General features: G+C 71.8%; 15 protein-coding genes. 8 read left to right on the top strand and 7 right to left on the bottom strand.

All coding sequences use genetic code 11. The annotated features are described in order from the left end of the window. Positions 1-11: 11 nt before the first annotated feature. Positions 12-1,322, top strand: coding sequence for a DUF2716 domain-containing protein (locus tag KBX21_RS01075; RefSeq protein ID WP_210840709.1), 1,311 nt, complete (start codon positions 12-14; stop codon positions 1,320-1,322). A gap of 95 nt (positions 1,323-1,417) precedes the next feature. On the opposite strand, the gene KBX21_RS27020 is transcribed toward KBX21_RS01075, so the two are convergent. Together KBX21_RS27020 and KBX21_RS01065 are read right to left on the bottom strand one after the other, a co-directional pair. Beyond that, the gene (locus KBX21_RS27020; protein WP_210840708.1) at positions 1,418-3,703 is read right to left on the bottom strand and encodes a tetratricopeptide repeat protein; all 2,286 of its coding nucleotides are present in this window, start codon (positions 3,701-3,703) and stop codon (positions 1,418-1,420) included. Next, a complete protein-coding gene (locus KBX21_RS01065) occupies positions 3,700-4,203 on the bottom strand; it encodes a hypothetical protein (protein ID WP_210840707.1) in 504 nt (167 codons plus the stop codon). The genes KBX21_RS27020 and KBX21_RS01065 overlap by 4 nt, the downstream gene beginning before the upstream one ends. A gap of 354 nt (positions 4,204-4,557) precedes the next feature. On the opposite strand from KBX21_RS01065, the gene KBX21_RS01060 reads away from it, so the two are divergent. Next, positions 4,558-5,079 carry a GNAT family N-acetyltransferase gene (locus KBX21_RS01060; RefSeq protein WP_049579491.1) on the top strand — a complete coding sequence of 174 codons (522 nt, stop codon included), beginning with the start codon at positions 4,558-4,560 and terminating at the stop codon, positions 5,077-5,079. 214 nt (positions 5,080-5,293) lie between these two features. On the opposite strand, the gene KBX21_RS01055 is transcribed toward KBX21_RS01060, so the two are convergent. Together KBX21_RS01055 and KBX21_RS01050 are read right to left on the bottom strand one after the other, a co-directional pair. Further along, positions 5,294-6,298 carry a GNAT family N-acetyltransferase gene (locus KBX21_RS01055; RefSeq protein WP_210840706.1) on the bottom strand — a complete coding sequence of 335 codons (1,005 nt, stop codon included), beginning with the start codon at positions 6,296-6,298 and terminating at the stop codon, positions 5,294-5,296. Positions 6,299-6,368: 70 nt separating this feature from the next. Beyond that, the gene (locus KBX21_RS01050; protein WP_210840705.1) at positions 6,369-6,857 is read right to left on the bottom strand and encodes a DUF1772 domain-containing protein; all 489 of its coding nucleotides are present in this window, start codon (positions 6,855-6,857) and stop codon (positions 6,369-6,371) included. Positions 6,858-7,085: 228 nt separating this feature from the next. Between KBX21_RS01050 and KBX21_RS26825 the strand changes: the two genes are divergently transcribed. Continuing rightward, a complete protein-coding gene (locus tag KBX21_RS26825; protein WP_210840704.1) occupies positions 7,086-8,705 on the top strand; it encodes an OmpA family protein in 1,620 nt (539 codons plus the stop codon). Positions 8,706-8,973: 268 nt separating this feature from the next. Here KBX21_RS26825 and KBX21_RS01040 read toward each other — a convergent pair whose 3' ends face one another. After that, positions 8,974-9,612 (bottom strand): DsbA family oxidoreductase, encoded by a 639-nt coding sequence (locus KBX21_RS01040; RefSeq protein ID WP_210840703.1) that lies wholly within the window; start codon positions 9,610-9,612, stop codon positions 8,974-8,976. Positions 9,613-9,852: 240 nt separating this feature from the next. Between KBX21_RS01040 and KBX21_RS01035 the strand changes: the two genes are divergently transcribed. Further along, the gene (locus KBX21_RS01035) at positions 9,853-10,248 is read left to right on the top strand and encodes a helix-turn-helix domain-containing protein (protein WP_049579483.1); all 396 of its coding nucleotides are present in this window, start codon (positions 9,853-9,855) and stop codon (positions 10,246-10,248) included. Between the two features lie 4 nt (positions 10,249-10,252). On the opposite strand, the gene KBX21_RS01030 is transcribed toward KBX21_RS01035, so the two are convergent. Next, entirely contained in the window at positions 10,253-10,729 is a 477-nt protein-coding gene (locus tag KBX21_RS01030) for a DUF6194 family protein (protein ID WP_210840702.1), read from the bottom strand. A 129-nt stretch (positions 10,730-10,858) separates the two neighbouring features. Here KBX21_RS01030 and KBX21_RS01025 point away from each other — a divergent pair, with 129 nt between their 5' ends. Together KBX21_RS01025 and KBX21_RS01020 are read left to right on the top strand one after the other, a co-directional pair. Then, positions 10,859-11,059: a hypothetical protein gene (locus KBX21_RS01025; protein WP_210840701.1), complete on the top strand. Its 201-nt coding sequence runs from the start codon at positions 10,859-10,861 to the stop codon at positions 11,057-11,059. A gap of 79 nt (positions 11,060-11,138) precedes the next feature. Then, the gene (locus KBX21_RS01020) at positions 11,139-11,771 is read left to right on the top strand and encodes a hypothetical protein (RefSeq protein ID WP_210840700.1); all 633 of its coding nucleotides are present in this window, start codon (positions 11,139-11,141) and stop codon (positions 11,769-11,771) included. Positions 11,772-11,774: 3 nt separating this feature from the next. Here the strand turns inward: KBX21_RS01020 and KBX21_RS01015 are convergent, their stop codons facing one another. Beyond that, positions 11,775-12,668 (bottom strand): ADP-ribosylglycohydrolase family protein, encoded by an 894-nt coding sequence (locus KBX21_RS01015; protein WP_210840699.1) that lies wholly within the window; start codon positions 12,666-12,668, stop codon positions 11,775-11,777. 181 nt (positions 12,669-12,849) lie between these two features. On the opposite strand from KBX21_RS01015, the gene KBX21_RS01010 reads away from it, so the two are divergent. After that, on the top strand, positions 12,850-14,031 hold the full coding sequence (locus KBX21_RS01010) for a dual specificity protein phosphatase family protein (protein ID WP_210840698.1): 1,182 nt from the start codon (positions 12,850-12,852) through the stop codon (positions 14,029-14,031). A 218-nt stretch (positions 14,032-14,249) separates the two neighbouring features. After that, positions 14,250-14,981: a septal ring lytic transglycosylase RlpA family protein gene (locus KBX21_RS01005; protein WP_210840697.1), complete on the top strand. Its 732-nt coding sequence runs from the start codon at positions 14,250-14,252 to the stop codon at positions 14,979-14,981. Positions 14,982-15,241 lie beyond the last annotated feature (260 nt).

Genomic DNA, 15,241 nt, shown 5'->3' with positions numbered 1-15,241 from the left:
GCTGTCACACCTTGCACGAGCTTCGCCATGCCTACGACACCCACCTGCGCGGCCACCTCCCTTCCCCGTCCCAGACCGGGGCGGTGCACCTACGGGACCCGCACCTGGACGGCGCCAGCCTCGTCCGCACCCACTACGGCACCCACGGCGTCGTCGACCACGGCCCGTTGCCGACCCGCACCGACCTCTCCGCCCTCGTCGCCCGCCAGAGGGACCGGTTCGACGCGCACTCCGAACCCGCGCAATGGCGGACCCACGCCCACGACCCGCCCGCGCTGGCCCACGCGCTGGACACGGCCGGGTTCACACCGGGCCCCGAGCGTTCCGTCCTGGTCGCCAAACTCGACGACCTCCCCACAGCGCAGCCCCCGCCGGACGAACAGCTCCGCGAGAACGACCGGGTGTCCGCCCGGGCCGTGCGTCGCCTGGCCGCCGGCTCCGGACCACACCGGCGCCCCCTGGCCGAACACGAGGCGGACGGCTACGCCTTCGAGAACCGGACCCTGACCCTGGTAGACGGGGCCCACGTGCGCGCCGCCAGCTGGGCCACCCTGCGCACCGGAACGCCCTTCGTCGTCCTGGAGGGCATGACCGCGCCCCGACCCGAGTTCCTGGGGGAGTGGGCCCGGCACGCCAGCTCCGGCCGCGTCCTGCCACTGTGGTGGGTGTGGACCCAGGCCGAGTCCCGCCTCATGTCCGCCGAGGTCGACCCCGCGGCCCAACCCGACCTGCTCGAACTACTGCTGGCATCGGGGTTTCACCAGGTCACCACCGCGCGTACCCACACCTGGGTCCCGGACGGGACCCCCGCCCCGACCCGACCGGTCACCGAACTCAACGACGACCCCGAACACGACGACCTCTGGGATCGGTTCACCAACCGCTTCTTCTTCGCCCCCAGCGCCACGGTCTTCCCCGGCATCGTCGAGCCCACCCCCTCGGTGACCTGGTCGGTGAGCGCCGTCGCTGGGAACCCCCAACGCCTCGCCGAGCTGAACCGGTCCATGCGACGCGCGCTCGCCGCCAGCGTGCCGGAGGGTGAACACCTCTACTCCCTGGACTGGCAGCACATCGGACGCCGGTACGACCCGCGCAGGGTCGGCGGCGACGAGCAGCCGCGCCATCCGGCGCACACGTTCCCCGACGGCGACTACTACATCAACCTCGCGAGGGACCTGCGTCTGGGGACCTTCGGCCATCCCTGGGAGCACGGTCAGGGGACTCTGTGCGTGTTCGGCCAGGCGTTGCTGACGGAGGCGGAGGCCGACCTCAACCGGTTGCTGGGCTCACCGCTGCGCCGTGACGGGCAGCGGGCCGACTGACCCCGGCACGGGGCGCACGGCGGTGCCTGTCCGAAACCGTGTCCCGTGCCCAGGCGTCTCGCACACGGGGGTGCGAGATGCTGGCTACGCCGCGCTCAGAGGGTGGGGGGCCCTGGCGAGCTTCCCCCCGGGGTGGAGGAGTTTCGGGCCCTGGCCAGCGCTGCGGCGGCCTGGTCCCTTCGGAACGGGTCGTTGTTCTCCCCGAGGAGCTTGACGGCGCGTTCCAGGTGCGGGACCGCCCTCGGTGGGTCACCCGCCGCCATCCAGGTCAGCCCGAGTTCGTGGCGGGCCAGCCCCTCGTGGTGCGGGTCGTGTTCATCGGACAAGAACCCGACCACCTCGTCGAGCAAGGCCAGGGCCTCATCCGTTCGGCGGAGCCCCCGAAAGCAGATGCCCAGGCCCATCCCCGCCTTGGCCACCTCACGGGTGTCGCCCAGCCCTTGGAACATGGTTCGGGCTCGTTCGTGGGCCTCCATGGCCTCCGTGAATCGCTTCTCCTGGCTCAACACCGCGCCCAGGTTGACCCACACCCTGGCTTCGCGATGGGTATCGCCCAGCTGGCGGAAGAAGCCCTGGGCCCGTTGGTGGGCGTCGACGGCCTCGGCGAACCGGCCGACCTCACGCAGCGTCGCCCCAAGGTTGTTCCACGCGATGGCCTCCCGGTGCACGTCGTCCAACCGGGCGAACATGACCTGCGCTCCCCGAAGGGCTTCCAGAGCTTCGGTGAAACGCCGTTCGTCGCCCAACGCGGCCCCAAGGCTGCTCCACGACACCGCCTCGCCGTGATCGTCGAACAGCTCAGCGAAGAGGGATCGGGCACGTCCGTGCGCGTCGATGGCCGCCCCGAACCGACGCGTCTCACGCAGCACGGCTCCCAGGTTGTTCCAGGAGATGGCCTCGCGATCCCTGTTCCCGCTTCGCTGCGCGGCTCTGAGCGCGATCCGGTGCACGTCCTCCAGGTCGGAGAGGTCCCGACGCCGTTTGAGATACGTGTTGAGGAAGACCGGCAGGTCGGTCTCGGTCCGTGTCTCACCGAGCCTGCGGGCCACGTGCACGGTGTCGATCAGGACCGCGCGTTCCGCGTCCAGCCACCGCGTGGCCGCCCGACGGTCGGCGAAGGTCTCCGGGGTCTGCTGGCCCGGCAACGCCACGAGGTTGAGACGGGCGCCGTCGGCCATGGACGAGTAGTGGTCGAAAAGCCGCCGTCGAGCGTGGACGAACCGGTCCGCAGCGTCGTCTCCCTTGCTCAGTGAGGCCGCGTAGTCGGCGGTCAGGTCGTGCATCTGCCACCGACCCGCCTTCCCCGACACCAGGTGCGCCGCCGACAGAGAACGCAGACGCTCCAGAGCCTCGGTCTCCTCGACCCCGGCCAGGACCGCCGCGGCCGCCGTCGAGATGTCCGGTCCGGGAGCCAACCCCAGCAGGGCGAGCAGTTCGGCGGCCTCGGGCGCCAGCCGCGCACGGGACTGTTTGAAAACCGTGTACAGGCTGCGGGAGCCGTCCCTCAACCTGCGCAACCGTGTCTCGGAACCCTCAAGGGTGTTCGCCAGCTCGTCGGCGGTCATGTCCGGAGCCGCTCCCAGGACGGCGGCGCAGATGCGCAGCGCCAGGGGCAACCCGGCGCAGGCCTTCGCCACCCGGGCCAGGGCTGCGGCTTCAGCGACTCGTGGATCGTCCGGGTCACCGACCCGCAGCGCCTCCATCAGGACCCGGACGGCACGGGTGTCGGAGAGGTGGTCAATGGGGATGCGCCGCCAGCCGTACGAGGTGAGGCGGTCGCGTGAGGTCGCCAGCAGGCGGTGCCTCGCCAGACCGGGAACCAGGGGAGTGACCTGACCGGCCTCGGATGCGTTGTCGGCCACCACCAGGATCGGGCCGCCCAGTTCCAGGGACCGTTCCTCCAGGGAGGAGCGGTACAGTCCGCGTCTGGCGTCGGCGTCGTCCGGCCACCGCTCCGTGGGTACCTCCAGGCTGCGCAGGAAGGACTCCACCGCCCGGTCACCGTCGACCGGAGTGGAGTAGCCGTGCAGGTCCACGAAGAGCGCTCCGGCGAACCACCCGCGACGGATAGCCTCGTGCCCGGCAGCCAGCGCCAGTTGGGTCTTGCCGACCCCTCCCATGCCCTGGGAGACCACCACTCCCGCGACGCCCTCGACCCCGGGGTCGAGCACTGCCAGGACCCGCTCCAGTTCCGCGCCCCGGCTGGTGAACCCGGCGTCCAGCGAGGGCAGTGTGAACAGGGTCTGGGCCGCTCCCCGGGCGGGGCCGACACCGTAGTTATTCTGCACACCGATGGTGTCGCGCCGGGACCGGGATCCATGGATGGCCGCGCGGCTCAGCGGGCGGCCGCCGATCTCCCCGGAGGAGTCCTGCCTGTTCACGCGTCCCCGTGCCCCTGGCTCTGGCTCCGTCGATCACCATGGTTGTTCTGCGTGCCGATCACATCGCGGCCAGCCCGGTTGCCGCTCATCTCGACGTGGTCGCCGTCGTAGCGGGTCTCGCTCCGGTGCACGCCCCCGTGAATGGTGCCCGCCTGGATGAGCACCCCGCCGTGCACGTCGCGGGCGATGTTGGTGACGCCTCCGGCCGCGGACGGAGCCACCTCGTCCAGGAGTACACGCAGTTCGGCGGCGGCGGCCGGGTCCTCACGCAGCAGGCGGCGCAACTGGGTCCGCCAGGTCTGCTCGACCTCCTGCACCGACACCGTCTCCCCGCCCCCGGGGTCCAGTTCGCGGCGGGTCTGCTCCACCTCGTCCAGGGCCCTGCTCCGCTTGGCCTCGTCGCCCTTGAACACCCGGGTGATCCAGCCCTGGACCACCGTCCATCCGCCCTTGACCATCTCCTGGGTCAGGACCTTGGCGCCTTCCTCGAACAGCTCCACCGTTCCGGTCTCCCTACCGTCGCGCCGCCTGGGTCACCGGGCCCGCCGAACCCCGCGAAGCCCTGTGGATAAGACACCCTAGCCATCGAACGGTTCCACGCAGGGCCCTCGGGGGCCGTCCAAGCCCCCCGATCCCTCGCCCGCGTCGCACCCGTGAACGCTCTCACCACGGGGAAGACCCACCCCCCTGCTAGCGTTGGACCCCGCGACGCCGAGAGTCGGCCGTGCGGACCCAAGAGGTGAACTGATGACTGTCGTGACCAGCGCCGCCGTGAGCGACGCCCCCAGCACCTCCAGCCAGCGGGTCCCGGCCTGACCACACGACGGGACCCCCGAAAACGAAGGTCCTCAACGTTGTCCCACTCCACCCACGCCTGGTCCACCCGACCCGAGACCAGCGCCGACGTCACCACGATCCACGCGATCAACAGCGCCGCGTTCGAGAGACCGGCCGAAGCCGACCTGGTCGACGCCCTGCGCGCTGACACCTCCGCGTGGATCGACGGCCTGTCCGTCGTCACCGAAGCAACTGACGGCACCCTGGTCGGGCACGCGCTGTTCACCCGCTGCCACGTCGACGGCCACCCGGCCCTGGCGCTGGCTCCGTGCGCGGTGCTGCCCGAGTTCCAGCGCACCGGCGCCGGTGCGGCCGCCATCCGCGCCGGTCTGGAGTCGGCCCGCGCCCTGGGCGAGAACCTCGTCCTGGTCCTGGGCCACGCCGACTACTACCCGAGGTTCGGCTTCACCCCGGCCTCCGGGTTCGGCGTGCGCGCTCCGTTCGAGGTACCCGACGAGGCCATGATGGCCCTGTCGCTGGACCCCTCGCGTGAGACCCCGCGCGGCACCATCCGGTACCCGGACGCCTTCGGCGTGTGATCCACGAGGAACGCCCCCGCCACGGGACTCCGTGGCGGGGGCGTTCCGCATGCAGATGGCCAGGGCAGCCCCGGTCAGCTTGTTGACGTCCCTCCTGGGTCCGAACACCGCCAGCCGCGCACTCCGTGTCCGCCGAACCGGTCCGCGCTGACCGGTCCAGGTGCTCCTCGTGGGTGCGGGGGCGCCGGGCCACCACGTCGAAGGCCCACCACCGTCAGGTCGCTGGACCCTCATGCGGGTCCAGCCCCTCCTCCACCAGCAGCCGCTCACTGACCCTCTGGTAACCCAGGGCGCGGTTGACCGCGAGCATCGCCTGGTTCTCCTGGTTGATGGTCACCGCCACCGCTTCCACATGCGGGAACAGGTCGTGCACCCGCAGTGCCTGGGTCGCCTTGACCCGGCTGGCCAGCCCCTTGCGCCGGTGGGCGGGCAGCACCGCCGTGTCGTGCTGGTCGGCCACCACGCCCCGCGTCACCGTGCTCACCGTGGCCGCGACCACCTGGTCCGACATACGGTCCAGTGCGGCTCCCACCACCAGCCGCGACCCGTCCACGGTCATCTGACGCTCCCACTCGCGCACCCGTGGCACGTCCCAGGCGCGCGCCTCCACCTGGAGGGCGGCCCCGGGGGCGTCCAGCAGGTGGGCCATGACCCGCCCGAAGGAGGCGGCCATGTGGTCGGGTGCGGGCCCCTCCCAGTGGGTGAGCCGGTACCCGCGCGCGGGAGTGGCGGCCAGGCTCCAGCAGCGACGCAGGGTGGATTCGTCCAGGTACTGCTTCTGGAGCTCCAACCGCAGCAGAGTGCGCAGGTAGGGGCTGGCGCGCGCGAAGGACTCGCCGGGTTCTCCGGCCAGCACGGTGCTCTGGAGGCGGTCCATCCCCTGGGCGCGGGCCTCCTCCACCACGGCCTCGCGCAGCTGCCGACCGGTGCCCCGACGCCGCACGTGGTCGGCCACGAACAGGCGCAGGAACCCGATGCGCGCGTCGTGGTGCTGGTGGCGCAGCTCCGCCACACCGTGGATGGGGTGGCCCGGGGTGATCCGAGCCGCCCAACGCCAGGCACGCCCCGCGCGACCGGAGCGCAGACGGGTGGCCAGTTCCTCCGCCGGTGCGGCGCTGCCCGACAGCGCGGACTGCCCGTCGGTGTACACCGAACTCCAGGCAGCGAGGTCGGCCGTCGGGGTCGCGGCGGGGTCGAAGGTCTCAATGTGCGGACTCACCCGGCCACCGTTTCACACCCGGGGTCGCCACGGCCCGCAACGCACTGGTCGGAGGGGCGACGGGGACACTTCAGGCGGGAAGAAGGGCCATGACCGAACAGACCAGCGCCGCCACCGAGGCCAGGGAACGCACGTGGTTCCACCGCACCCACCCCGGCTCGAAGGCGGCCCGCACCGCCGCCGGGTCGCCCAGGTGCTCGGTCGTACCGGCCTGCTCCAGGGCGTTGTTGCGCGGCACGTTCACGGCGAAGGTGACCACCATCGCTGTCAGCAGCAGGACCAGACCAGCCCCGGACCAGACCAGGGGCGTCGGCGAACCGGAGGTGGCGTACAGCGCCGTCGACCCCAGCGCAGCCACCGGCGCCCCCACGAAGACCACCGCGAACAGCGGGTTCAGGATGGCCGTGTTGATTCCCCGCATTGACTCGATCATCGCGCGGTCGCCAGCGCGGGCCAACCCGGGCATGACCGCCATCGAAAAAGACAGGAACAGACCCGCGAACAGGCCGGTCAGCACGGCGGCCAGCACCGGCACGACCCCGAACACCATCTCCGACATGGGAACGTGCCCGCCCTTCCTCGTACGTGCCGCCCACGGGTCACGCGACGCCCCCATCCAAGCACTCCCGCGCGCCCGGCGCCACGGGGTCCGGCCCCGCCCCCGTGTTCGCGCACACCTGTGAGCGAGCACCCGCAACCAGACGGCCCCGCCGCGCGTCTGACCGGCTGACCACCATCCCGGCGCCCCGGCCGGAGCACCGCACCACCACGAGGGAGTCCCCCGACCATGTCCCAACGAGCCCTAGGCGTGACCGGTGTGGTCATCGCCCTGAGCCTGGCCCTCAGCTCCTGCGGCCTGGTCCGCGACCTGACCTCCGGCGAGGAAGGCGAGGAGGAGACCGCCGCCTCCGAGGAGTCCGCCGAGCAGGTCACCGCCGAGGACGTCGAACTCCCCTTCGTGCGTCAGGGCCGCATGTTCGTCGAGGGTGGCAACGACGTCGCCGTGGAGATCACCGTCGAGGCGCTGGAGCACGACGGCGAATACCTGATGATCGACTTCAGCCGCAACATCCTGGAGACCATCACCGGCGAGGAGATCTCCTACGCGGGCGCCCCCGTCCGCCTGGTCGACCCGGTCTCCGGGGAAGTCCTGCTCCCCATCACCGACGAGGACCACGGCGAACCCTACGGCAGCTACTTCATCGAGGGCAGCGACCTCGTTCCCATCCACGAGTATCTGGCCGCGCCCATCCGCCGGTACTTCCCCGCACCCAGCGAGGACGTGGACTTTCTGACCCTGACCGGGATGACCGCCGGACACGTGCCCGGCGTCCCCGTCAGCTACGTCGACGAGTTCACCCAGCTCCCCGAACCCGACGTGCACGACTACATCGACCCCGAGACCTGGATCATCAACGGGGACCTGCCCGAGGACGAGATCGTCTACCCGGAGACCGCGCCGGAGCCCAGGTTGGACACGGCCGAGTTCGTCCAGTCCATGGAGAGCTTCGTGGACAGCTCCACCGCCTCCACCACACGCGCGGGGGACGAGGAGACCATCGCCCTGCACGCGGACAACATGTTCGCCTTCGACGAGTCCGACCCCACCGACGAGGCCGTGGACACCATCAGGGAGGCCGCCCAGTCCCTGCGCGAGAACCTCGGCGAGGACGTGGAGATCACCGTCGTCGGCCACACCGACGGCAAGGGAGCTGACGACTACAACCAGACGCTGTCCGAGGAGCGCGCCGAGGCCGTGCGAGCACTGCTGGAGGAGGAACTGGGGTCGGACTTCACCCTGACCACCGAGGGCCGGGGCAGCGGGGAGCTGCTCGCCCAGGAGGGCGGGGACGACGACGAGGAGGCCCGCGCCCGCAACCGCCGCGTCGAGTTCTCCTATGAGGTCCCGATGGCCGACAACGGCACCGAGGAGGGCGGCGGCCTGGAGGCGGCCAAGCGCCACGTCGGACCTGCGGCGCCCTACTTCGAGGAACTGGACCCCTTCACCACGGTCGCGCACGAGGACCTGGACCTGAACGTCTACCCGATGGTGCGCGACGGCGCGTACCTGTTCCAGATGGTGGGCTTCCAGAACTCCACCCTCTCGGACCTGGAGGCCGACCTGGAGGGCGACGAGGCGTTCCTGCCCGGCAGCCCGCAGCAGTACACCGAGGGCACCATGGGCGGTTTCCGTCTGGAGGAACCCGACACCGGCGTGATCCGGTACGTGATCCGTATCCGCACGGGGGAGGGGGAGTACGAGGACTTCGCCGACGAGATCCTCACCCTGTCCCCGGGCGAGGAGTACATGGCCCTTGCGGTCTTCCCCGCCCCGAGCCCGGACGTGGCCGAGATGACCCTGTACGCGGGTGCCTTCGGCGAGATCCCCGGAGTCCCGATCCAGTAGCCAGTCCACGCCGCGGCCCCGCCCTCCTCACCGGGGGAGCGGGGCCGCGCCGCGTACGGGCCGGTCGGCCCACCGGTGTACCCGGGCCCTGGGATCCGCGACCGCTCGGTGACCGGCACCCCCACCGTGGTCCGCCGTCGCCACCGCCAACGCCTCGGCCACCGGCTCCTTGGGGGTGACCTCCCTCCAGCCCTCCCGGTCCCCCTTCGGCAGGGGTGATCGGCAAAGGTGAGACGACCTGCCCCAACAGGGGGATCGGGCCGTGGAGTCAGGCCCTCCGGGCGTGGGCCTTCTCCAGTGCCGAGGTGAACACCTCCAGCGGCTGCGCGCCCGAGACACCGAAGGCACGGTCCATCACGAAGAACGGCACACCGGTGGCGCCCAGGGCACGGGCGGTGCGGACGTCGTCCTCGACCTCGGCGGTGTAGGCGTCCCCGGTCAGCACGGTGCGGGCCTCAGCGGCGTCTAGGCCGATCTCCACGGCCAACTCCACCAGGGTCTCCACCTCTCCCAGGTCGCGGGCCTCCACCAGTTGGGCGCGCATCAGCCGCTCGTGGGCCTGGCCGCCCACACCCCGTTCCCTGGCCAGGTGGGTGAGCCGGTGGGCGTCGAAGGTGTTGACCATGACGGCGCCGTCGAACTCGTAGTGCAGCCCCTCCTGCGCGGCGATCTCCCCGACCCGCGCGGTCATCGCACGGACCTGGTCGGGGGTCGCGTTCGTCTTCGCCGCCAGGGAGTCCAGGACCGGCTCGCTCACCCCACGGGGAAAGGCCGGGTCGAGTTGGAAGCTGCGCCAGACGACCTCGACCTCGTCGGCGTGCTCGAACCCCTCCAGGGCCCGCTCCAGGCGCCGCTTGCCGATGTAGCACCATGGGCACACGATGTCGGACCACACTTCGATCTGCACGGACGTTCCCCTCACCAACAGCTTCCGTCCGAGCACGCGGGCGCGTCCTCGGACCCCAACGTCACCAGTGCGCCGACCACGGGCAGGGGCATATGGCCCTCGTCCCGCTCCGGCACCGGCTCGGGCGTGCTCCGCGGCTGCATGTCGCTCACACCCACCACCCCTCACATACTTCTTGTGCGTAACCTACTGATCAGTGAGTATGCAGGTAGGACAGACCGACCTCAAGAAGGAACTTTCATGTCCGCGACGAACACCGGTGTTCCCCTGACCGAACGCGACCTCACCCGTGGGCCCGAGGACTGCCCCGTCCGCGAGGTCCTGGACCGGGTCGGTGACAAGTGGAGCGTGCTCGTCATCGTCATGCTCGGCCAGCGAACGCACCGCTACAGCGAGCTGCACCGCGCCATCGACGGGATCAGCCAGCGCATGCTCACGCTGACCCTGCGCGCCCTGGTCCGTGACGGCCTGGTGGAGCGCACGGCGCACGCCAGCGTCCCACCGCGCGTGGAATACACGCTGACCCAGCTCGGACACACCCTGCTGGTGCCGCTCACCGCCCTGGACCGCTGGGCCAACGACCACCGCGAGGACGTACGCGCCGCGCGCGAGCGCCACGACCGTGGGAACGGCTGACCCCTCAGCCCCGGGGGCGGTACCGGGCGGCGGCCCGGTCCCTGGCCAGCGCCAGCAGCTCACGGGTGCGCTCCTCGGTGCGCGGACCCGGGTTGAGCACCGACACCCACCCCTGGGAGGCGTACGCGGGATGGGGGAGCAGCCGGTCCAGCTCGGTGAAGTCGATCCCGACCCGGTGCTCGGCGTGCGCGGCGCGGGCGTGGCCCACGAGCTCCTCGAACAGCGCACGCCCCACCGCTACGTTGACCCGGAACACCCCGGGCCGGTCCAGGTAGGAGTCGGCGTCGAAGCCCGGGTAGTCCTTGGTCACCAGGGTCGCGAACGGCGTGAAGCCGTCGCGTTCGCGCGCCCGACCGTCCGGGTCGTAGAGGAAGAAGGAGTCGCCCCAGGCGATCTCGGGCGCCCCGCTCTCCTGGCTCGCGGTCATCACGTCCACCTCGCCCAGTCCGGCCACGAACCGGATGACCTCGTCCTGGTCCATCTCGCCCCCTCACAGACTCAGGGCGACCCCGCGCCACCCACCTTCAAGTCTCTCATTCAGATGCTTTTTGAGACTTCTTCCGGCGAAGTCCCATCCAAGAGGCCACTCATAATCATCAACCCTCAAACCATGGGAGAGTCCTCGCCCAACCCTGGGCCGCCGGTCGACATCGGAAACGCCAGGGCCCCACTTCGCGCCCACCCGCGCCCGGGCACGCGGCCCCTCAAGCACGAGCGCGACCGCGTCGCCATCACCGAACCCGCCGCGGCCCACACCCCGCCGCCCGCCGTCATCGACGCCACACTCAGCAAGGACGCCCCGGACACCTGAGGCCACGGATCGGACAGCGCACACCCAAAACCGCGCCAAGGGCATGGGGACCCCAGGTCAGGCGTGGGACACTCACCGCATGGCCGCACCGAACCCGGGCCCCCGTCGGCGCCGAACCCACGTGGACCTCCGGGAGCTGCGCCCCTCCCGTACGTGGTTCTGGGTGGGCGGCACACTCCTTGCGCTGTCCCTGTTCGCGGGCACCGTCCTGTTCGCCCTCCTGTCCGTGCGGGCCGTGGCCCTGCCCGAGTTCGCCGCGAGCACCCAGGGCTCCCAGAGCGCCACCTTCACCGTCCCAAGCACCCAGGGCACCGAACAGGGATGGCTGCTGTACGGCTCACCCCGGGGCGTGGACCACACCGCCTGCACGCTGACCGCCCCGGACGGAGGCCACCCCGTCTTCGCCTACCCCACCTTCAACCACCAGGTCGAGGAGGAGAACCGGTCCTGGGCGATGATCGGCACGGCCACCCTGACCCAACCGGGGGAGTACACCCTCACCTGCCAGGGCACCGACGACGTCCGCTTCGGGATCGCCCCCGGCGCGCAGACCACCGGCACCCTCGTGACCGGCCTCTTCGGGGCGCTGGGATCACTGCTGCTCCTGCCCGCGCTGGGCGTCTCCTCCGGGCTGGCCCTGATCGTGGTCACCGCCGTGCGCCGTCAACACCACCGCGAACGACTCCTCCACCCACCCCGGCAGCGCCCCTGACGCTCAGCCCACCGCCCACGCGGGCAGGGGCTCGGTGCGCTCCACCCACTCACGCGGCAGCGATCCGGCCGGCAGCCCCGCCCCGAGCACACCCGCCACGATCGCGCACGTGGTGTCCATGTCACCGCCCGGCGCCACCGTCGCCCACAGAGCCGACGCCAACCCCGACCGGTACCGGGCCGTCACCCACAACGCGAACGGCACCGTGTCCAGGGCACTGACCCGCGACCCGTTGCCCAGCTCGCGGGCCACACCGATCGGGTCGGTGGTGATCAACAGGGCACGGGCGTCCCGCACCGCCTCACGCACCCGCCCCTGGGGCAGGCGCTCCACCACACGGTCCAGGAACGGGCCCGCGCCCAACAGCTCGCGCCGCGCCACCAGGGCCGCCGCCAACGCCACCGCCACGGCCCCGTCCACCGCCTCGGGGTGGGTGTGGGTCACACGCGCGCTCACCTCGGCCTGGGCGGCCACCTCGTCCAGGTCCTCGGCGTACCAGGCGCCCAGCGGCGCCACCCGCATCGCCGCCCCGTTACCGAAGGACCCCGAGCCCTCGAACAACTCCGAGGCCAGCGACCGCCAGTCACCACCCTCCCGGACCAACCGCAGCATCCGACCCGTGGCCGGACCGTAGCCCCGGTCGAAGTCGTGGTGGTGGGCGAAGGAGGACGCCAACCGGCCCCCGTCCACCCCACCGCCGCGCCGCACCTCGGCGTAGACCGACGCCGCCATCTCGGTGTCGTCGGTCCACTGCCAGGGACCGGGCGGCAACTCCCGGTCGACCATGCGGGAACGGTTCTCGGGAACGAAGAACTGGGAGCCGAAGGCGTCACCCACGGCCAGTGCGGACAGGGAGGCCAGAGCGCGCACCGGGCGCGCGACGTCGATGGTGTGCATAGCACCCTCCATCCTGACCACCCCGGCGCCACCTGTCCACGTCCCACCCGGGCCGGGGTCCCGGCATGGCCACAACCGGCAAGGCGTGTGCCGGAGCGACCTCTCCAGGGAAGACCACCGGTGGACCCCCGCCCCACCCGGGCCGGGCTCACCGCCCGACCCCGCACCGGACAGGAAAGCCGTGTCCCCAGCACCCATCCACACACGCCCCGTCGAGGAACCCTCCCACGACCGCGCCGTCGGCTCCCTCCTGGGCGCCGTGGCCGCGGCGGCCCTGGTCGGCACCCCCACACACCTGGCCCAGAGCTTCGCCACCGCCGCGACCACCCCCGCCCCCCAGGGCACGACGGAGGCAACCGGCGCGCAGCCGTTGGCCCACCTGGTCCGCTCCGCCCTGCACCACGGCTCCGCCCCCGCGAGTGCTGCCCCTGAGTACGCCGCGTGGTCGCGGGCGCTGCGCTCCCTGGTCCTGACCGGCGCCGCGCCCACCAGCGAACCCGTGCTGGAGCACACCACCAACGACGACCTCCTGGGGGTCTCCTGGCGGGCCCTGACCCGAACCCCCCACCCCGTGGAGGGCCCCACCCGGGGCGCGTTCCCCTGCGTCCACCTGGTGGACACGGTGTGGGCGGCCTACCACTCCCACGGCGACCTGGCCGCGATGTACACCGGCGCGCTGGCCGGGGCGCGGTGGGGGGCCTCGGCCCTGCCGCTTCAGGCCGTGCGCAGGCTCAGCGAGCACACCGACCCCCACGCGCTGACCGTCGCCGCCCTGGTGGCCCTCAACGGCTCCCACCCCGACCGCTGGCCCCAGCTGCCCATCCGGGTACGGCCCGAGCAACGCCTGCCGCCCTTCGCCGTGCCCCACCCCCTGGACCCTCAGGTGCTCCTCGGCAACCTGGACTTCCTGCGCTCGCGTCCCGAGGACGTGGACGCGGCCGTCTCCCTGTGCCGCACCCACCCCGAGGACGCTCCCCACCTGGCCGGGCCGGACTGGGTGCGGGTGTGGCTGCACGACACCCCGGGCCGCAACCCGAACCTGCACTTCACCCTGGACGAGGCCGCCTCCGCCGTGGCCGCCCTGCGCGCCGAGGGCAAACGGGTGCTGCTGCACTGCTGGGCGGGGGCCTCGCGCACCCCGGCGGTGGCCGCCCGCTACGCGGCCGCCACCCTGGGCGCCCCGCCCCTGGAGGCCATGGCCGCCCTCATCCCCGCCGTGGGCGGACATCTGGACAACCCCACCCTGTCGCAGGCGGTGGCAGAGCTCAGCGGCCTGGACCTGCCCAACCCGCTGACCAGCCTCTTTCCTGCGGGGCTGCCCCCACGTCGACCTGAACTGCGGACGTCCCATATCAGTGGGTGATAAGTTCCACAAACCGGCGCTTTCCGGTACCGTTACCCTCGCGTTACCCCTAGGCTCTGCGCCCGGACCCCGTGCCAAGCCACCGGCGGTCCCCGCTGTCTCCCGTGCTCGGCTCCACTCGTTTCCGGGGCCCGCACCACCTGGCGCACCGCGCCTTCCACGGCCGCCGTGCCGGGAGGTCACCGCCACGCCCCTGTTCCCGTTCGAAGGACTGTGTTGTGGGCACAAACGAGCCCCAGATCCCGCCCGCCGACGATCACGACGCCGCCACCGAGGCCGCACCCGTCGTCGGACCCCGCCAGGCCGCCGCGCGCTCACGCTCGCGCCGCAAGCGCGCGCTGGTCGTGGCCTCGGCCGCCGGCCTGACCCTGGTCGTGGGCGGAACCGCCGCGGCGGCCGTCCTCATCTCCGGAGCCGACCCGGGCACCGCCACCAACGCCGCAGGCATCCCCAAGGCCCAGCCCCAGACGCTGGTCGTGGAGGAGCCCGAACAGGACACCGCCCAGCCCGAGGACGACCAGGACCGTTCCCAGGCCGGGGCACCCCAGGCCCTGACCGCCTCGGGCTCCGACGTCCGCGAGGAGCCCGAAGAGGAGGAGACCACCGAACCCGAGGCACCCTCCGGTGACTCCGGCGGCTCCGACGCGCAGAGCACCGGAGAGGGCGGCACCTGCGAGGCCTCCTTCTACGGAGACGGCTTCCACGGCGCCACCACCGCCAACGGCGAGACCTTCGACACCTACGGCATGACGGCCGCCCACAAGACGCTGCCGTTCAACACCATGGTGAAGGTGACCAACCCCAACAACGGGAAGTCGGTCACGGTCCGCATCAACGACCGCGGCCCCTTCATCGCCGGACGCTGCCTGGACCTGTCCACGGCCGCCTTCGACGAGATCATCGGCACCGGCTCCGGTGTGGGCACCGTCGCCTGGGAGGTCGTGAGCTAGCCGCCACGCCCACCACGGCACACCCGATGCGCCCCGCACCACCTCCCGGTGCGGGGCGCATCGCCGTCTCCGCCCCCCGGCCTGCTGACCTGCGCCGATCACCCTCCACACGCCCCCGACCCCGCGTAGACTCCACCACCGGGGCCACCACCCACCCCCGCACCGGGCCGCCCACCAGCACACACGAGTCCCCGCACGTCGCCCCGACGTGGCACAATCCCCACCACCCACCACCGCAGGCACCACAACACCAAGGGGAG

It is taken from the genome of Nocardiopsis sp. B62 (genome assembly GCF_018070675.1).
Taxonomy (GTDB): domain Bacteria; phylum Actinomycetota; class Actinomycetes; order Streptosporangiales; family Streptosporangiaceae; genus Nocardiopsis; species Nocardiopsis prasina.
The sequence above is the reverse complement of the archived record's forward strand: the minus strand, read 5'-3'. Positions and strand labels throughout refer to the sequence as shown.

What these genes read in the sequence shown, in the direction of transcription:
- KBX21_RS26825 (WP_210840704.1), top strand. Translation starts at nt 7,086, where the DNA reads ATGTCCCAACGAGCCCTAGGCGTGACCGGTGTGGTCATCGCCCTGAGC.
- KBX21_RS01015 (WP_210840699.1), bottom strand. Translation starts at nt 12,668, where the DNA reads ATGCACACCATCGACGTCGCGCGCCCGGTGCGCGCTCTGGCCTCCCTG.
- KBX21_RS01020 (WP_210840700.1), top strand. Translation starts at nt 11,139, where the DNA reads ATGGCCGCACCGAACCCGGGCCCCCGTCGGCGCCGAACCCACGTGGAC.
- KBX21_RS01035 (WP_049579483.1), top strand. Translation starts at nt 9,853, where the DNA reads ATGTCCGCGACGAACACCGGTGTTCCCCTGACCGAACGCGACCTCACC.
- KBX21_RS01030 (WP_210840702.1), bottom strand. Translation starts at nt 10,729, where the DNA reads ATGGACCAGGACGAGGTCATCCGGTTCGTGGCCGGACTGGGCGAGGTG.
- KBX21_RS01025 (WP_210840701.1), top strand. Translation starts at nt 10,859, where the DNA reads ATGGGAGAGTCCTCGCCCAACCCTGGGCCGCCGGTCGACATCGGAAAC.
- KBX21_RS01050 (WP_210840705.1), bottom strand. Translation starts at nt 6,857, where the DNA reads ATGTCGGAGATGGTGTTCGGGGTCGTGCCGGTGCTGGCCGCCGTGCTG.